The sequence below is a fragment of the Novosphingobium sp. LASN5T genome, from assembly GCF_003856955.1.
Lineage (GTDB): Bacteria > Pseudomonadota > Alphaproteobacteria > Sphingomonadales > Sphingomonadaceae > Novosphingobium.
The window spans coordinates 14,203-29,755 of the sequence record NZ_RQSI01000043.1 but is presented as its reverse complement, the minus strand read 5'-3'; the positions used below and the strand labels follow the sequence as shown (position 1 = coordinate 29,755).

20 protein-coding genes and 1 pseudogene are annotated in these 15,553 nt (G+C 59.6%); 11 read left to right on the top strand and 10 right to left on the bottom strand.

Translation table 11 applies throughout. The annotated features are described in order from the left end of the window. Positions 1–123 precede the first annotated feature (123 nt). Positions 124–624 (top strand): annotated as a pseudogene (locus EH199_RS19865) (DUF4113 domain-containing protein); the annotation flags it as partial. A gap of 61 nt (positions 625–685) precedes the next feature. Here the strand turns inward: EH199_RS19865 and EH199_RS19860 are convergent. From EH199_RS19860 to EH199_RS19835, 6 genes are read right to left on the bottom strand one after another with little or no spacing between them, the layout of a single operon-like run. Beyond that, complete coding sequence (locus EH199_RS19860) at positions 686–973, bottom strand: hypothetical protein (RefSeq protein WP_124810888.1); 288 nt, start codon at positions 971–973, stop codon at positions 686–688. A 51-nt stretch (positions 974–1,024) separates the two neighbouring features. Then, positions 1,025–1,768 carry an arsenical resistance protein ArsH gene (gene arsH / locus EH199_RS19855; protein ID WP_124810887.1) on the bottom strand — a complete coding sequence of 248 codons (744 nt, stop codon included), beginning with the start codon at positions 1,766–1,768 and terminating at the stop codon, positions 1,025–1,027. Next, a complete protein-coding gene (locus EH199_RS19850) occupies positions 1,768–3,054 on the bottom strand; it encodes an arsenic transporter (protein ID WP_124810886.1) in 1,287 nt (428 codons plus the stop codon). Before EH199_RS19850 ends, arsH begins: the two co-directional genes overlap by 1 nt. Beyond that, complete coding sequence (arsC, locus tag EH199_RS19845) at positions 3,054–3,482, bottom strand: arsenate reductase (glutaredoxin) (protein WP_124810885.1); 429 nt, start codon at positions 3,480–3,482, stop codon at positions 3,054–3,056. The genes EH199_RS19850 and arsC overlap by 1 nt, the downstream gene beginning before the upstream one ends. Continuing rightward, positions 3,479–4,000, bottom strand: a complete 522-nt coding sequence (locus tag EH199_RS19840; RefSeq protein WP_124810896.1) for an arsenate reductase ArsC — start codon at positions 3,998–4,000, stop codon at positions 3,479–3,481. Before EH199_RS19840 ends, arsC begins: the two co-directional genes overlap by 4 nt. Before the next feature lie 10 nt (positions 4,001–4,010). Then, on the bottom strand, positions 4,011–4,340 hold the full coding sequence (locus tag EH199_RS19835; protein ID WP_124810884.1) for a helix-turn-helix transcriptional regulator: 330 nt from the start codon (positions 4,338–4,340) through the stop codon (positions 4,011–4,013). A gap of 250 nt (positions 4,341–4,590) precedes the next feature. Here EH199_RS19835 and EH199_RS19830 point away from each other — a divergent pair, with 250 nt between their 5' ends. The 3 genes from EH199_RS19830 to EH199_RS19820 all read left to right on the top strand — a co-directional run bounded on the left by EH199_RS19830 (position 4,591) and on the right by EH199_RS19820 (position 7,457). Continuing rightward, positions 4,591–5,238, top strand: a complete 648-nt coding sequence (locus tag EH199_RS19830; protein WP_223806797.1) for a recombinase family protein — start codon at positions 4,591–4,593, stop codon at positions 5,236–5,238. A gap of 88 nt (positions 5,239–5,326) precedes the next feature. After that, positions 5,327–6,190: a replication initiator protein A gene (locus EH199_RS19825; protein ID WP_124810883.1), complete on the top strand. Its 864-nt coding sequence runs from the start codon at positions 5,327–5,329 to the stop codon at positions 6,188–6,190. Between the two features lie 433 nt (positions 6,191–6,623). Next, on the top strand, positions 6,624–7,457 hold the full coding sequence (locus EH199_RS19820; protein WP_124810882.1) for a helix-turn-helix domain-containing protein: 834 nt from the start codon (positions 6,624–6,626) through the stop codon (positions 7,455–7,457). A 210-nt stretch (positions 7,458–7,667) separates the two neighbouring features. Here EH199_RS19820 and EH199_RS19815 read toward each other — a convergent pair whose 3' ends face one another. Beyond that, positions 7,668–8,228, bottom strand: a complete 561-nt coding sequence (locus tag EH199_RS19815) for an AAA family ATPase (RefSeq protein WP_124810881.1) — start codon at positions 8,226–8,228, stop codon at positions 7,668–7,670. Beyond that, on the bottom strand, positions 8,225–8,464 hold the full coding sequence (locus EH199_RS19810) for a hypothetical protein (protein WP_046764959.1): 240 nt from the start codon (positions 8,462–8,464) through the stop codon (positions 8,225–8,227). Before EH199_RS19810 ends, EH199_RS19815 begins: the two co-directional genes overlap by 4 nt. A gap of 347 nt (positions 8,465–8,811) precedes the next feature. On the opposite strand from EH199_RS19810, the gene EH199_RS19805 reads away from it, so the two are divergent. From EH199_RS19805 to EH199_RS19775, 7 genes are all read left to right on the top strand, one after another. Next, complete coding sequence (locus EH199_RS19805; RefSeq protein ID WP_046764960.1) at positions 8,812–9,132, top strand: single-stranded DNA-binding protein; 321 nt, start codon at positions 8,812–8,814, stop codon at positions 9,130–9,132. A 339-nt stretch (positions 9,133–9,471) separates the two neighbouring features. Further along, entirely contained in the window at positions 9,472–10,191 is a 720-nt protein-coding gene (locus EH199_RS19800; protein ID WP_223806796.1) for a ParA family protein, read from the top strand. After that, complete coding sequence (locus tag EH199_RS19795) at positions 10,188–10,550, top strand: hypothetical protein (protein ID WP_124810880.1); 363 nt, start codon at positions 10,188–10,190, stop codon at positions 10,548–10,550. Before EH199_RS19800 ends, EH199_RS19795 begins: the two co-directional genes overlap by 4 nt. 170 nt (positions 10,551–10,720) lie before the next feature. Further along, positions 10,721–11,455 (top strand): ParA family protein, encoded by a 735-nt coding sequence (locus EH199_RS19790; RefSeq protein WP_124810879.1) that lies wholly within the window; start codon positions 10,721–10,723, stop codon positions 11,453–11,455. Then, complete coding sequence (locus EH199_RS19785) at positions 11,455–12,333, top strand: ParB/RepB/Spo0J family partition protein (RefSeq protein WP_223806795.1); 879 nt, start codon at positions 11,455–11,457, stop codon at positions 12,331–12,333. The genes EH199_RS19790 and EH199_RS19785 overlap by 1 nt, the downstream gene beginning before the upstream one ends. Positions 12,334–12,490: 157 nt before the next feature. After that, positions 12,491–13,054: a hypothetical protein gene (locus EH199_RS19780; RefSeq protein WP_223806794.1), complete on the top strand. Its 564-nt coding sequence runs from the start codon at positions 12,491–12,493 to the stop codon at positions 13,052–13,054. Further along, positions 13,054–14,124, top strand: coding sequence for a relaxase/mobilization nuclease domain-containing protein (locus EH199_RS19775; protein WP_124810877.1), 1,071 nt, complete (start codon positions 13,054–13,056; stop codon positions 14,122–14,124). Before EH199_RS19780 ends, EH199_RS19775 begins: the two co-directional genes overlap by 1 nt. Before the next feature lie 19 nt (positions 14,125–14,143). Here the strand turns inward: EH199_RS19775 and EH199_RS19770 are convergent, their stop codons facing one another. Then, entirely contained in the window at positions 14,144–15,031 is an 888-nt protein-coding gene (locus EH199_RS19770; RefSeq protein ID WP_124810876.1) for a bestrophin family protein, read from the bottom strand. 88 nt (positions 15,032–15,119) lie between these two features. Further along, the gene (locus EH199_RS19765) at positions 15,120–15,518 is read right to left on the bottom strand and encodes a helix-turn-helix domain-containing protein (RefSeq protein ID WP_124810875.1); all 399 of its coding nucleotides are present in this window, start codon (positions 15,516–15,518) and stop codon (positions 15,120–15,122) included. Between the last annotated feature and the right edge of the window lie 35 nt (positions 15,519–15,553).

The window sequence follows — 15,553 nt, the reverse complement described above, 5'->3', positions numbered from 1 at the left end:
CATCGCCGGATAGAACTGAGCCGTCGCCTTTCTGGCGCGACCGTAGAAGGCAGCAACAAGTAAGATCTCGCGCCGGCTATCTGGGCGAGCTTGGCGTAGGATTCCGCCCCCTCCCGCAAACGCCCCCAGCCAGTGACCGACCTATCTTCTCTGCGTGAGGCGCTGTCGCGCCGTGCTTGGCGCGCGGCCGAGAAAATCCGCGCTCAGCAGCTCGTCGCAACCCGGATGATAGCCTTCGCACACGGCTCGCGGTTCAAGGCCAACTCTCCATCGGCATCGCGATCGGCGCGACTGTCGCCGGCGACCAACGATCCCCGCGTCATTGTCGCTTTTGCCAATCGCATGGCCGAGGCGATGTTCGAGAATGGCCGAGCATATACGAAATGCGGCGTTTTGCTGGAGGACTTGTGCGCGGACGGTGTATCGCAGGGCGATCTATTTGCCGTCCCCGACCCGCGTGCGCCGGGGCTTCTGGCGGCCCTTGACGGGATCAACGCGCGTTTCGGCCGAGACACTATCGGATTGGCGGTGCAGGGCATCGGTGCGCGGCAATTTGATACCAAGCGCAGCCAGAAAAGCCCGGCTTGGACCACGCGATTGGCGGAGATACCCGTAGCGCTTTGACAGCAACCTGCGCCTACATGCGTTAGGCATGACCTCATCTGGGGCGCGCTCTTCTTGTGCGTCAACTTGAGTTTCGCCCCAGCGCCCAAGCCATGCCGACAATCCAGATCGTGGCGGGCGCAGCCATGTAGATGGCCCAGGACAAAGCAGGCTTCATGAAACATCGGGCGGCCAGACCGATAGTGAGGGCCGCCACGAAGGGAGCGGCGATTTCGACGGAGACGATGGCGAGGTCGCCAGACTCATCGAGCGACGTAGGGGCCTCGATGATGAAAGGCAGCATCGCCGCGAAGGGGAGGCAGAAGGCCAGGACGAGGAGGCCTGCCATTCCGAAGGCCATTGCGAGCATCTGGATGGCTTCTCGCCGCGATGTTCGCCTCTCCCCCATCGCCGTGGACCACTATCCGCCGGAGATCGCGATAGCGGAGTGATCGGTGGCGGGATCGACCGGCACCCCGAGCTGCTTGCGCTCGGAGTAGCGATCGACAAGCTGAACCGCGTGCGGGCGCATCAGGACGGTGAAGCGCACCAGCTCCTCCATCACGTCGACGATGCGGTCATAATAGCTCGACGGCTTCATACGGCCTGCTTCGTCAAACTCCTTGTAGGCCATCGCCACGGATGATTGGTTGGGAATGGTGAACATTCGCATCCAGCGGCCGAGCAGGCGAAGCGTGTTGACGGCGTTGAACGACTGCGAGCCGCCAGATACCTGCATGACCGCAAGCGTGCGCCCCTGCGTTGGGCGCATTCCCTTCATTTCCAGCGGCAGATGATCGATCTGCGCTTTCATAATGCCGGTGATCTGACCGTGTCGCTCCGGGCTGCACCACACCTGGCCCTCGGACCACAGCGCCAGTTCGCGAAGTTCGTGAACGGCGGGATGATCGTCACCCGCTATCTGGTCGGGCAGCGGCAGTGTAGATGGATCGAAAATGCGGGTTTCCGCGCCGAACAGGCGCAGAAGCCGCGCGGATTCCTCGACCGCGAGACGGGAGAAAGACCGTTCGCGCAGGCTGCCATAGAGCAGCAGAATGCGCGGTGCGGGATCGAGCGCCCCCAGCCCTGCCGCTGCCCGGTGGTGGATAAAGGCCGGATCAAGCGCGGGCAGCGTGTCGGGATCGGGAAGGTCGCGGATAGGCATCAGGCAATTCCAATACGCAGCGCGAGCGCCGCAAGGGTGATGAGCAGGATGGGAACGGTGAGCGTCGCGCCCACGCGGAAGTAATAGCCCCACCCGATCTTGATGTTTTTCTGGCCCAGGACATGAAGCCACAGCAGGGTGGCAAGCGAGCCAATGGGCGTGATCTTGGGGCCAAGATCGCAGCCGATCACATTGGCGTAGATCATCGCTTCCTTCACCGCCCCGGTGGCGTGCGTGGCGTCGATCGACAGCGCGCCCACCAGTACCGTCGGCATGTTGTTCATGACGGATGACAGGACGGCAGCGATCACGCCGGTCCCGAGCGCGGCACCCCATACCCCGCCTTGCGCGGTGCGATCGAGCAGCGCGGCGAGGTGGTCGGTCAGTCCTGCATTTCGCAGACCATAGACCACGAGATACATGCCAAGCGAGAAGATGACGACCTGCCACGGCGCGCCGCGCAGCACCTTGCGGGTTTCGATCACATGCCCCCTCGCCGCGATTGCAAGCAGTAGGATTGCGCCGGCAGCGGCAACCGCGCTGACCGGCACGCCCAGCGGATCGAGCAAGAAGAAGCCGACGAGAAGAAGCAGGAGGACGACCCAACCTGCGCGGAACGTCGCGGCGTCCCGGATCGCCGCGCGCGGCGCACGCAGCGCGGCGACATCATAGTTTGCCGGTATGTCGCGACGGAAGAACAGCATCAGCGCGCCGAGCGTGGCGGCGATTGCTGCCAGATTCACCGGCACCATGACGCTCGCATATTCGCCGAAGCCGAGCTTGAAGAAGTCGGCCGACACGATGTTGACGAGGTTCGAGACGACAAGCGGCAGGCTGGCGGTGTCTGCGATGAAGCCCGCCGCCATCACGAATGCCAGCGTCGCCTTGTCGCCATAACCCAGCGCGCGCAGCATCGCGATAACGATAGGGGTCAGGATCAAGGCCGCGCCATCATTGGCGAACAGGGACGATACCGCCGCGCCGAGCAGCACGACCAGGGCGAACAGGACGCGGCCATTGCCCTTGCCCCATCTCGCGACATGGAGCGCCGCCCATTCGAAGAACCCGGCTTCGTCCAGCAGCAGGCTGATGACGATGATCGCGACGAAAGCGCCCGTCGCGTTCCAGACAATGCCCCAGACCACGGGCACGTCGGAGAGCGATACAACGCCCGCGAGCAGCGCGACGACCGCCCCGACCATGGCGCTCCACCCAATGCCAAGGCCCTTGGGTTGCCAGATGACGAGCGCGATCGTCGCGATGAAGATCAGAATTGCTGGCAGCATCAGGCGATACGCAGGCCCGAGGCGTCCACGACCTGTTCGCCATCTTCTTTCGCGAATGCGCCGAGCTGGCCTGTCGGCAGCAGATCAAGCACCGCTTCGGAAGGACGGCAGAGTTTTACACCGAGCGGTGACACAACGAGGGGGCGGTTGATGAGGATCGGATGCGCCATCATCGCGTCCACCAGCGCGTCGTCCGACAGCGACGTTTCGTTCAGGCCCAGCTCTGCATAGGGGGTGCCCTTCTCGCGCAAGAGATCGCGCGGGGCGATGCCGGCGCGGTCGATCAGTTCGACCAGCAAGGCGCGTGTGGGTGGCGTCTTGAGATATTCGATCACATGCGGTTCGGTGCCCGCGTTGCGGATCATGGCGAGCGCGTTGCGCGACGTGCCGCATTCGGGATTGTGATAGATGATGATGTCGGTGGTCACTTGACGGCTCCCGCTTTGGCGCTGGCCCCTTCGGCCTGCCCAATTTCCTTGAGTTTGCTGCGCATCGCCATTTCGTCGAGACTGGCGATCGGCAGGGCGAGAAACAGCGAAATCCGGTTCTGAAGGAAGCGCAGCGCCTGTAGGAATGCCTCGCGCTGGCCTTCGCCCTCTACGGCTGCCGGGTCTTCGATGCCCCAATGCGCCGTGAGCGGATGCCCTATCCAGACCGGGCAAGTTTCGCCGGCGGCGTTGTCGCATACGGTAAAGATGAAATCGAATTTCGGCGCGCCCGGCGCGGAAAATTCGTCCCAACTCTTCGACCGCATCCCCGCAGTGTCAAAGCCGAGGCCGGTCAGCACGGACAGTGCCATGGGATGCACATCGCCCTTGGGCTGGCTCCCGGCGCTGTAGGCCCGGAAACGCCCCTCGCCGAGCTTGTTCATTAGGGCTTCGCCCAGGATCGATCGGGCGCTGTTCCCGGTACACAGGAACAGCACATTGTAGACCTTATCAGTCACGGTAAATCCTTCAGCAGCAGATGAGTTCGGCAACCAGCGGTTCGCAAAGCTCGGGGCGGCCCTGGCAGCAGTCCTTCGCCAGAAACAGCATGAGATCCTTCAGCGCCTTTATGTTCGCGCGCTGGATTTGTTGGCGCCCGCGTTTCTCAGGCAGGACCAGCCCGGCTTTCACAAGCACAGCGAGATGTGTTGAAAACGTGCTTTGTGTCAGCCCCGACGCTTCTACGAGCTGGCCCGTCGATAGCCCGTCAGGTTCATGTCGAACGAGCAGACGAAAGGCGTCGAGACGAGTGGGGTGCCCCAAGGCCGCCAATATCGCGAGAGAAGAGTCGGTTTCCATGTATCGGTTTTATCCGATGTAAATCGCCACGTCAACGATTGATCGTAAATTTCCGATGATAATTGAGGCTCATGCTAGTTGCTGTGCAGCCGAAGTGTATCAAGCGGGATCGGTGTCCGTTGGAGGATCGTTCAACGGACACCCATTCTCGGTGTTCTCAAACGTCGGCTAGCGGCGTGTCGGTGCGTCTCATTTGACTGGTCCGATTTGTTTTGCATTGAAGGCCCCCTATACGTTACAAATCGCAGCCATGACCCAGACCCTCATCGGCTACGCTCGCTGTTCGACGGATAAGCAGGATCTCGCCGCGCAGCGCGACGCGCTGCTGCGGTTGGGCGTCGCGCCGGAGCGGGTGTATACCGACCATGGGTTTTCTGGGACGAATAGGGCACGTCCTGGCCTCGATCAGGCGTTGGCTGCTGTGCGCAGCGGCGACACCCTCGTCGTTCCTAAGCTGGATCGCCTCGCCCGCTCTGTCCCTGACGCACGAGCGATTGGTGACAGCTTGGCGGAGCGTGGCGTGAAGCTGCAACTCGGTAGCAGCGTGCATGACCCTTCCGACCCGATGGGCAAGCTGTTTTTCAACATCCTGGCCACCTTTGCGGAGTTCGAAGCAGACCTTATCAGGATGCGGACGCGGGAGGGAATGGCTGTCGCGCGTTCGAAAGGCAAGCTCCGTGGCAAGAAGCCCAAGCTGTCCGAGCGGCAGCAAAGAGAGCTGCGCCGGATGCATGACACTGGTGATTATTCGATCAGCGACCTTGCCGAGCTATTTTCGATATCGCGGCCGACCGTCTATCGGACGTTGGGCCGTATCGCAGGCACGGTTGAGGGCGATCAGATGATTCATACTCGAAAGCACGAACTTGGGGCTGATACGGTCCCTCTGAGCGCCTAACCGATGGTTTTGCGTGGCCCGTTCGTGCTTTCGGGTAGAAATCCAAGTAGCCCAAGGGCGTAGGGCAATAAGGTATGATGGAGCCGCAATGACTCGCACCCCCCAAGGCGAACTCTTCCTGTTGGATAGCCCCCTCACCGGAGAGGTTCGGGGCGAGCGATCCCTTATGGCATTTCCATTTTTCGCCCTGAGCAAGAATGCCTGGATGAAGTCACTGGCCTACAGCACGCCAAGCGTCTCAATCGAGGTCCGCCCCAGCACAAAGGGCGTCGCGACGATCTACGATAAGGAAATTGTCCTTTATATTGCGAGCCTTATGGCCTCCAAAATGGAGGACGGCGAGGATGTGTCGCAGGACTTCGTGTTTACCGCTCATGATCTTTTCAGCGTGACAGGGAGCAACCATTCATCACGCTCCTATGAGCGGCTGGCGGACGCCTTGGAGCGCCTGCAGGGTACGCAGATCAAGACGAATATCGAGGCCGGCGGTGAAGGCGTGGATGGCTATTTCTCCTGGCTTTCGGAGGCGCAGCTTAAATACGCGAAAACCACCAAAGGCGAGCGACGACTGAAGGCCGTGAAGGTTCGGCTCTGCGATTGGCTGTTTCGTGCCATCCTCCACGATCGCCAGGTACTCAACTATGCCACGGCATATTTCCAGCTCGGGCCGATCGAGCGGCGGATATATGAGGTTGCACGCTCGACCTGTGTTGATGGCGAAGATCTTGAAATAGATTTGGCGACATTCCGACTACAAATTGGCTATCAGAACCAATTAGCCAATTTTCGTAGTGCCTTGCGGGCAATTGCTGCGGCTGACACGATTCCAGAATATCAATTGCGACTTGTCGAAACTGAGGCTGAAGCTGATCCAGCGGCTCCGAAAGCTGGACGGCGCGCAAAACATAGTCGCGTCATCATCTCTCGCCGCCTCAAGCAGCTCGCCAATTGAGAGAGAATCGGACGTTTCCGATTCGGCGTGTCGCCGCGCATTTCCTATTCGATAGCACGAATTACCGGCCTTGAATGCTACTCGATAGCACGAATCCGGGTAGCCATTCCTACCCGATAGCACGAACTTTTACGGCGTTTCCTACCCGATAGCACGAACCGTAAGTCCTTCCGCTTCCATGACAATACTGCGAAAATCTCGCAGTCGATGATCCTGTCGATCAGCTTGGAAGAAAGGGGAGGCTGTGACCTCATAAAGGAAAGCCCGGCACGAAGGCCGGGCATCCCGTTGGAATAGTGGAGCGACGTCGCCAAACGTCGAACCGGGTCAACTACCCCTTCTCCCTACTCCATTCCGATCGTCGGTTCAAGGATGCGCGCTTCGCGCCACGCTATCTTTTTGTCCGGTGACGGCCCTCTCCAGGGAGGGACGAATGGGGACGTTTACCCTAAGCGAGGCGCTCGCGGGCGCATTTTCTAAACGCAAACAACCAGCGCGCAAGGCTAGATCGGGCGCGCCGCACCCCACTGGTGCGCGTGTCCTGCGCGACAGCGTTGAGGCCGGCACGTTCGAGCATGTCTTTTTCGTGGCCCCTGCCAAGGGAGAAACGGACAAGCTGCTTCGCATGGCGCGACGCCTTGTTGAAGCAGGACGCCAGCTACGCAGTGAGGCCCGACTTAATGGCCGCGTTCTGTCTCCTACCGAGGCCCTGCTGACGACGTTGACCAGCGCGAGCGTGAGGGTGTTCGAGGAAATCCTTACCCTCTCGCGCCTGAACAACGGCAAAGTCTTCCCGAGCTATGATTATCTTGCAGAGGCCACCAGCCTAGGGCGTGCTACGGTCGCACGCGCTCTGCGGATACTAGAGCGGATCGGTTTCCTGGTACGCCAGCGCCGGTTCAAGCGGATCGAGGCAGAAGGCCCCGGCCCTCGCTACGAGCAGACCTCCAATGCCTACCGGCCATTGCTGCCGAAATCGCTCATGGACTATCTTCCACGTTGGATGCGCCCTGCCCCACTTCCCGACGATGAACTTCAGCGGGAAACCGATCGGCTCGAAGAGATCGAGTATATGCGCTCCAAACTGACATGCCGTGAATTGGCTGAAAGTGTTGTCGACGGTCCGTTGGGCAAGATCCTTGCTCGTCTCGGTGCTGCCATCGATGCGCAGGAGCGTGAGTCTCAAACTGATCCGCAACCGCTAATGGATTCATATATAATAGGGAGAAACGGAGTTGGCCTAGTCGGCCAACGCTCTAACGCCTGACGGCGAAGGGATGAAACGAACCCAAAACGCACAATCTCAACGACAGCGCTTCCGGAAACGTCGGACGCGCCGCTTCGCGACGCGATGCTCCCCAGGAGGAGCAGGCGGGTTGGGCAGCTTCAAATTGCTGGTGTTGAGCTGGCGGAGAAGTCGATTCAAGCGTTGAAGGCGATCACATGCGTCATCGGATGCGAGATTGCGGAGGGATATCTAAAGGATATCCTCGACCCATTGCGGCATGGCAGAGGAGCGGTATTTCACCCTGCCCTTCTCCCGCGAGAAAATGAGCTGAAGCCGCCTGCTGCTGTTGTCGAACAGCAAGATCCGCTCGGCCAGTTGCATGGCGGTCGGGAGATTTCCCAAGCTGCGCGAAAATCGGCGTAACAAATCCTGCAACGGTACGTCGTGACCGCCGCTGGCAACACGACTGCGGACACGGCCAATTGAAAAGCTCACGTCGCCCAGGCCGATATAGACAAGGTTGACCTTGTAGCCGGCGGCTGACGCCGCCCGCATCAGGTCAAGTTCACTTCGACCAGTCAATGTGGTCTCGATCGCGAAGCTTGTGCCTTCAGCAAGTAGGGTTCTGCGCGCGGTGACAGCCGATCGGCCGGCATGAATCACCCTTTGGGTGTCTAGCAATTCAGCAGGTAAGGTCTTCGCAATGTTGTCCGGGTTTACCACGGGCAGGCGATGCGCGACGTAGCGATCGACAAGCGTCGACTTTCCGGCCCCGTTGGGGCCGGCAAACACCCATAGTTGCGGTTTCACGCGGCGTCGCGGACGCGATGTTCGCCCATGTGATCGAAACGGACCAGCTCGCGGCGGCCGTCAGGATATTCCTTCACGACCAGGCCGGGAGGCGTATCCTTCTCACCATAATAGATCGGGCGGCCAGCATCCAAATGCGACCGAGCCGCGGCGCCGTCGTCATATCGTGCGGCAGCTTCGAGGATCGGCCAAAGATCGGCGTCCGGGGATTCAGATCGTTTCAGTCGACTTGCCATACTGACAATATAGCACGTTGCGTCGCTTTCGTCACGGGGAGGACGATCGTTGCCGGCGCTGGGCGGTGGTGCCCCTCCTCTCCCCTTTTGTCGCGCGCGATGAACGGGCCGCGGACGACATGATTCTTTCGAGCGACTGTTACAGGTTGCTCCTATTGCCCGATCGGCAAATCCCTGTTTGCGATGGGGTGTGGCCGCGATGCTGCCTTGTGCGATCAAGTCAAAAACCGTCCGGAGGACTACGGTTTCCACTTCGCGGACCCTCCGTTTTTTATCTTGATCGCGTCAGCCTCGCTCCCCTGAAGCCCCCATCAGGAATTAGCCTGATCGAGAATGAGGTACGTCCCATGCAGAATATCGCTGAGTTTCGCATCATCGGCCGCATCGGCAAGATCAACGAGCATGACAAAGTGACGAAGGTTTCGGTAGCGGCGAACTACAACCGCCAGGACAACGGCGAGTGGACGACCGACACCCATTGGAACGAAGTGACGTTGTTTGGCCGACACATTGAGCGTGCTGCCAAGGCCGACAAGGGCGATCTGGTTCATATCGTCGGCCGGGTTCGCCAGAATTCCTACGATACCGAGGAGGGCAAGCGATACACGGTTGAGCTGATCGCTGACGGCTTCGCGGTTCTCGCCAAGGCCGGTGACGCGGACGCCTAGACTTCGGGGGCCGCATAGCGGCCCCCTCCCCTCTCCGGCAATCTAAGGGATAGCCTAAAGGATATCCCCTAGATTTCTCATGGCTATCTATCGCTCCGTTCGATCATCGCAATTGCGTTTGCCATACAGCGCGCCAGTAGACTCCGGGCATCTGATGCGATGGGGTAGAAGACCTATATTGTAATTAGGATTGCTAAATGGATATCCATTGCGATTGGCAATGGATATCGGCTGCATTTGGAGCGCCTTGCAAAAGCGATTGCCTTGGGATATCCATTGGCAAATCGATAGCCATTCGACATCCATAGCCTTGCGATATGGATTTGGTGTGGAAATCGATTGAATTTCGATTTCATGAAAGAGGGCCAGATTCGGATGCCGGCAATTTCTGTAGCGAACCCGAAGGGCGGGGCGGGCAAGACGACCCTGACATTCGTCTTGGCGAGCGAGCTGGCCCGGAGCGGTGCTTCGGTCGCTGTCATAGACGCAGATCCGAACGCGATCATCGCGGGCTGGGGCAGGAAGCGGACGGAGCAGGACAAGGCGCTACCATTCGAGATTATTGCCGGGCCGAAGGAGTCCGACCTGATGAAGCTGGTCGACCAGCTCACACAGTCGCATGATTTTGTACTCATCGATCTTGAAGGAACGGCCTCGCGCATGACGTCACGCGCTCTCGCGCGGTCGCATCTTGTGCTGATCCCGTTCAATCTCTCGCCGATCGACGCGGAACTGGCCGCAAATGCGGTTGCCCTGGTTCTAGAAGAACAGGAGGCTCTAGGTCGCCGAATCCCATTTAGGTTGGTGAGGAGCCGAGACAATGCGGCGATCCAGACCAAAAGTTCGCAGCGGATCACGGCGGCTATCAACGAAGCGGAATTACCTTTGCTGCCCGTTGGTCTCGTTGAGCGCGCGGCCTACCGCGACATTTTCGATTTCGCGGCGACACTGGAGGAACTGGACGATAGCCAGACTTCAGGATTGGCAGGCGCAAAGAAGAATGCCCATGAGGTGGCCCGTGCCGTTGTCGAAGCGGTTCAGTCGGAGATGCAGAAGTGAGTTCCGGCTATGGCTTTGGAAAGAAGGCGGGGCCGAAGGCTCCCGCCGAAGCGCCCGAAGATGAGGGCCGGCTTGACCTGTCCGGCATCACCAGGACGCCGTTGCCGCTCGATCCGGTTCGCGAACAGGCGGCGATCGAGCGAGGCGCAAAATTGGGCTTTGTCGATCGTGGGGCAGGGGAGGCGGAAGAGGCTGGACCTGTTGTCCGTCGGCGCCGGCAACCCGCCCCCCAAAGCACGGTCTATATCAAGGGACCGAAGGAAATTTTGGACTGGTTTATCGAGTTCAGCAACGAGCGCGGGCATCGCGCATATTGGCAAGCGCTCGCGGAGTTTAGGGACATGATCGACAAAAAGTAGAAGCGGAGGTGCAGCGACATGAGCGGCATAGCGCAAGCCGGTCTCATATTCCTTGTCATCATAGTGCTGATGATCCTCAGCGCGAAGGATAACGCGACCCGGAACCGCATCCGAAACGAGGATGAGGAAACTTGGTGGTTCTCTCGCCGCAACTGGTGGGATGATCGACGGTGAAAACGATCGCGGTCAACATCGAAAAGGGCGGGGCAGGGAAGACAACCATTGCCTGCCATCTGGCATGGCATCTGGCGGACGCCGGCCACCGCGTTCTGGTGCTTGACCTCGACCGCCAGTGCAATGCCTCCACGGCCCTACGCGACTTCGAGAGCCATGGTTCCTGCAAGCAGCTCTTCGAGGAAGGTTTCGTTGCCCCTGCAGGTCGCCAGCGCGGCATATACTCCAACAGGATGACCGGGGAATTTGACGCGGATTTCGGGAAGGCTTTGAGCGCCTTCCGCGCGAATTTTCCGAAGCTGGCGGAGTTCCACGACTATTGTGTGATCGACACTCCGCCCGCTTGGAGCTGGATCAATTTCGCGGCGCTGATGGTGTGCGACGATTTAATCGTGCCTGTTGAGCTTGGACCGTTCGGCCCGGATTCCACCAAGCAACTCTCCAACTCGATTCAGACAGTCAATCAACGTGGGCGGCGACATCCCATTCGCATAGCCGGGCTGGTCGCAAACAGAGTGAAGGCGAACGATCGCAACCAGCTTGCGATGCTGGAAGAACTGAAGGCCAAGATAGGGCGAAACCTATTTTCGGCTCACCTGCCGGACCGAGCGCATTACAGCCAGGCTGTACAAGCCGGGGTGCCAGTGTGGCGCTTTGAGAAGGACGTTCGATCATCGCTGCCCGCCATGCGCGCATTTCTCGATGAAGCGATGCAAAGGATCGAGGCCTGATGGATTTCGGGGACTTCGATATTTTCGCCGCTAAGGATGAGGTAGCACAGCAGGGTAGGGTGCTGACGCTGGACCCGCGTCGAGTGTATCCCGATCCTGACAATGTTCGTCGCGCCATCGATCAGAGCGAGATCGACGCCTTGGCCGAAACCATCGGTGCGCGCGGTCAACTGCAACCGATCATTGTCGATCCTGCGGATGAAGATGATCGCTATAAAATCCAATTTGGCGAGCGGCGCTGGCGCGCGTGCATGCAGATCGGCCGCGACGTGCGCGCCATCATTCGCGAGCATGGCGATCCCGCGCAGGTACGGATCGATCAGTTTATAGAGAACGATCAGCGTGAGCAGCTTTCCGTTCGCGACATGGTTGCTTTCGTCGCCGCGCAGGTAGCGTCGGGCCAGAGCATTGCGGATTTGGCGCGTGCTACAGGGCGTGAACGCGCGCGTCTTTCACGCTTACACGCATTGTCTTCTGCCCCCGACTTCATCGCTGACCGATTGGATGATTTGCCTGTCCGCGGTGCCGTGGCCTTGATGAAGGCGGCGGCACGGGATGAGGCCGCCGTAAGGGCGTACCTGGATCGAGCGCCCTCGGGCACGCTAACGGTGGCGGGTTGCGAGGCCTTCTTGCGGGGAGGGTCCGGGTCGGTCGCGGGGGCCGACGACGGTTCAGCCTCAAAATTGCAAGAGACCAGTGTTTTGCCGGTCGCCCCGCGTTCGTCGGGCGCGACAGAGGACCATCGGGAAGCGCCAATGGCTCAGCCGCGAGATGAGGGCCATCTGATCCACGTCGATGGCAAGCGGGGCCGTTTGATCGAAGCGCTTGTGCATTTCGACGGCGAAGAGCAGCCACGGATGGTCCGGTTTACGAACTAGCCCGGCACCGCATTCTTTTCCGCGTTTTCTCTTTTGAAAGATGATTGGAGACTGTGGCCCGAGCCACAGATTCGAGTGCCATTTTGTGGAGGTTGTTTGAGGGCAGGATAGGGGTTGTGGTTGCCATTGTCTTACAGTAGCCTTGCAGACGAGGACGATGATGGCAACCACGACAACCTCCACCGATGGCAAAACCAGCATGACGGTCCGTCTCGATCGGGCCACGCTCGACGCTTTCGATGCACTTGCGGAGGGCAGGGGAGGGCGCAGCGCGCTCCTGCGATCCCTGCTGGATCAGGCAATGCGGCAAGCAGGCGATGCCCCGAAGGTTCAAGCCCGCACGGAGCCATCGACCAATCGCATATCGTTTCGCGTCACCGAGGCTGAACTTGCTGTTCTTGACGCGCGAGCCGCTGAGCGGGGGACGGACAGGGCCGGGTGGGTAAAGGCGCTGATGCGTCGCCATATCGGCCTGAAGGGCAATGTAGATGACGGCCTGCGGGACAGTCTCGCGCCGGTTCGTCTTCAGCTTCAACGGATCGGTCGAAACCTCAATCAGGCCATGCGGGCTGGCAACGCCGCGATGATGGCGGACAGCGGCCTTCAGATCGAACGGGAGCTGCGGCGGATCACCGAGATGCGCGAGGACATTAATGAGCAGATTGCCGCGCTCGGCGATGCGCTGCGTGGCGATCTAGGGTTCTGGAAGGTGGCGGACTGATGCCATTCGGCGAGCGAGAGGATGAGCTGTGGGGCGTGCTGAAGCCCATGTTCCGACCGCGCGTATCGGGCGACCCCAATATCAAATATGCCAAGCATCTTCTCAACCAGACTGGTCCGTTTCGTCCGGTCCCATATGCCCATGCGCCGCGCGAGGACTCCCGTGCCGTGCTGGCGAGAGTGGTCCGCAAATCTCCGGAGGTTCTGGTCAAGGTAACAGGTCGGAAAAAGGGCGCAGAGCATCTAGGCGCTCATCTGAGCTACATCGGTCGCAATGGCGAGATTGCGATTGAGACGCGCGATGGCGAACTCATTTCGGACAAGAGTGAGGTTCAGCAGATAGCGCAAGAGTGGTCGGACGCCCTCTACTGGCGGGAAAGGGCAACAGTTTCCGGCGTGGCCATGGTCTTCTCCATGCCCCAGGGGACCAATCCCGATACCGTCCGTCAGGCTGTGCGCGCTGCCGCCGATCGCATGATTGGCGACAATCATGATTATGTGATGGCCTTGCACACCGACACGCCCAGGCCTCATGTTCATCTTACCGTCCAGGCTGAGGGGCTGAATGGTAAGCGTTTCGATCCGCGTCGCGAAGACCTGTTCAATTTCAGAGAGGCTTTTGCCGAAGAACTACGCAGCCGCGGAGTGGAATGCGAGGCAACGCCACGCTGGACGCGGGGGCAGGGCAGGGCCGGCACCAGCATGGCGCTTGCCCAGATGCGGGAGAAGATCAGGCGTGGGGTGTCGCACCAGCCTACCGAAGCTGACTTGCGGCAGGCCCGTGAAGCGCTTCAGGTCGCGAGCGGAAAGGCGCAGCCGCCTGTCTTCGTAACGCGGGCAAAGGAACGGTGGGATAGCACCCGGCAGGAATACGAGCGGGCAGCAGATCGCTTGGACAATAGCAGGGATGCTAGTGACAGGGAGCTGGCAAAGGACTTGCGTGCGTTCCTGAAAGACCGACCGTCGGTTGAGACTGTCCCCGACCGCGTATTGAAAGATGCTCAATCTCGCTTGAAGCAGATGAGGGAGCGGGGGGACCACCCACCAGATCGCCCGCCAAGGTCGCGATAGCTAGAGCGCCATCGCAGTCTCACCAGAGGGTGCCGTGAACCGGCTCAAGTTTTGGCGGGGCTTCCCGGTTGAGTGATTGCAGAAGATCGATTTCGATGGTCCGGCACATTGCGCTCAATGGGACGTCGTGGACGGAATTTGCGAAGGGGTCGGTCAGGTCTTCGCCGATGCTCAATGCAGCGAGGAATATCAGGCCGATCAATGTCGATCCCAAGGGCGTGTATATACCCAGGGATTCCACCAGTGCGATAGGAACCAGCACGCAGAAAACGCGGGTGAAAAGGTTCGGGAAGAAGCGAAAGCCGTTCGGTAGGGGAGTGTTTTTTATCCGCTCCATCCCGCCCTGGGCGTTCGAGATGTCGATCAGCAGCCGTTCGAGGGTCGCTTGCTGTATCGTGTCGATCCTTCCGCTGAGGTGTGCGTCTGCAACAAGGGCGGATATCTCTTCCGCCAATCCGTTCGCCCGATTTGCCTTCGCTGCGATCGTTGCTGCTGTTTCGGTGCCGATTAGTCGCTCGATTTCCGGCATTGGATCTTGGCCTCGCAATTGACAGCGAAGGGCATGGGCAATTGCAATCTGACGAAGGACGATATCATCCACCGCGACATTGGCCCGCCTGTCGGGAGCCATGAAGCTTTTGGACGCCCGTGCGAGGCTCCGCGATGCGTTGATGAGGGCGCCCCACAGAGATCGTGCTTCCCACCAGCGCGCATAAGCAGCGTTGGTCCTGAAACCGAGGAAGAGGGCGAGGGCGGTCCCAAACAGAGTCGTGGGCAGCGGAGGTTCTGAAAACGGCGTGTAGAAGTGGAAAGCCGTGACCAAAACGTCCCAGGCGAAAAGCACTGTCAGGGGCTTCCAAACTTCAGCAAGGATTTGTCGAAATCGGGGTCTGGTTCCTACGATCACGTTCAAACTCCAACGATTGATGCTGGGATGGCTCTGACTGGCGATGATAGGTTCGCGAGGAAGGCATCAGCGCTGTTGAGTTTATCGGTCAGTGGTTTTTAAACGGCGCCAAAGATTCGATTATTTTGCAATCGGCGATAGTGTCGCTTTGGCAGCAATCCACGCTAAGCAAGAGCTGGTCCCTCAGCAGTGTCAGATCGCTTATCTTTCGATCGATCTCGATGATATGCTCGGTCGCGATCGCATCAACCTCTGAGCATGAGGCATCCTGATTGTCAGCGAGTTTAAGCAGTTTGCGCACCTGTTCCAGGGTGAAACCAAGATCGCGCGAGCGGCGAATGAATGACAGCCGGTTCAGGTGTTGGAGTTCGTAAACGCGATAATTCCCACTGTTGCGAGAGGGGGCGGGCAGCAGCCCCTCCTTCTCATAATAGCGGATCGTCTCGACGCGGGTGTCCGTCAGTTTCGCTAGATCACCGATTTTCATGTATTGACCCTATAGCCACTTCAGGGTGCATAGGA

Coding starts and splice junctions, on each gene's coding strand:
- EH199_RS19860 (WP_124810888.1), bottom strand. CDS start 973: ATGCTCGCAATGGCCTTCGGAATGGCAGGCCTCCTCGTCCTGGCCTTC.
- arsH (WP_124810887.1), bottom strand. CDS start 1,768: ATGCCTATCCGCGACCTTCCCGATCCCGACACGCTGCCCGCGCTTGAT.
- EH199_RS19850 (WP_124810886.1), bottom strand. CDS start 3,054: ATGCTGCCAGCAATTCTGATCTTCATCGCGACGATCGCGCTCGTCATC.
- EH199_RS19835 (WP_124810884.1), bottom strand. CDS start 4,340: ATGGAAACCGACTCTTCTCTCGCGATATTGGCGGCCTTGGGGCACCCC.
- EH199_RS19830 (WP_223806797.1), top strand. CDS start 4,591: ATGACCCAGACCCTCATCGGCTACGCTCGCTGTTCGACGGATAAGCAG.
- EH199_RS19825 (WP_124810883.1), top strand. CDS start 5,327: ATGACTCGCACCCCCCAAGGCGAACTCTTCCTGTTGGATAGCCCCCTC.
- EH199_RS19820 (WP_124810882.1), top strand. CDS start 6,624: ATGGGGACGTTTACCCTAAGCGAGGCGCTCGCGGGCGCATTTTCTAAA.
- EH199_RS19810 (WP_046764959.1), bottom strand. CDS start 8,464: ATGGCAAGTCGACTGAAACGATCTGAATCCCCGGACGCCGATCTTTGG.
- EH199_RS19805 (WP_046764960.1), top strand. CDS start 8,812: ATGCAGAATATCGCTGAGTTTCGCATCATCGGCCGCATCGGCAAGATC.
- EH199_RS19785 (WP_223806795.1), top strand. CDS start 11,455: ATGGATTTCGGGGACTTCGATATTTTCGCCGCTAAGGATGAGGTAGCA.
- EH199_RS19780 (WP_223806794.1), top strand. CDS start 12,491: ATGATGGCAACCACGACAACCTCCACCGATGGCAAAACCAGCATGACG.
- EH199_RS19775 (WP_124810877.1), top strand. CDS start 13,054: ATGCCATTCGGCGAGCGAGAGGATGAGCTGTGGGGCGTGCTGAAGCCC.
- EH199_RS19765 (WP_124810875.1), bottom strand. CDS start 15,518: ATGAAAATCGGTGATCTAGCGAAACTGACGGACACCCGCGTCGAGACG.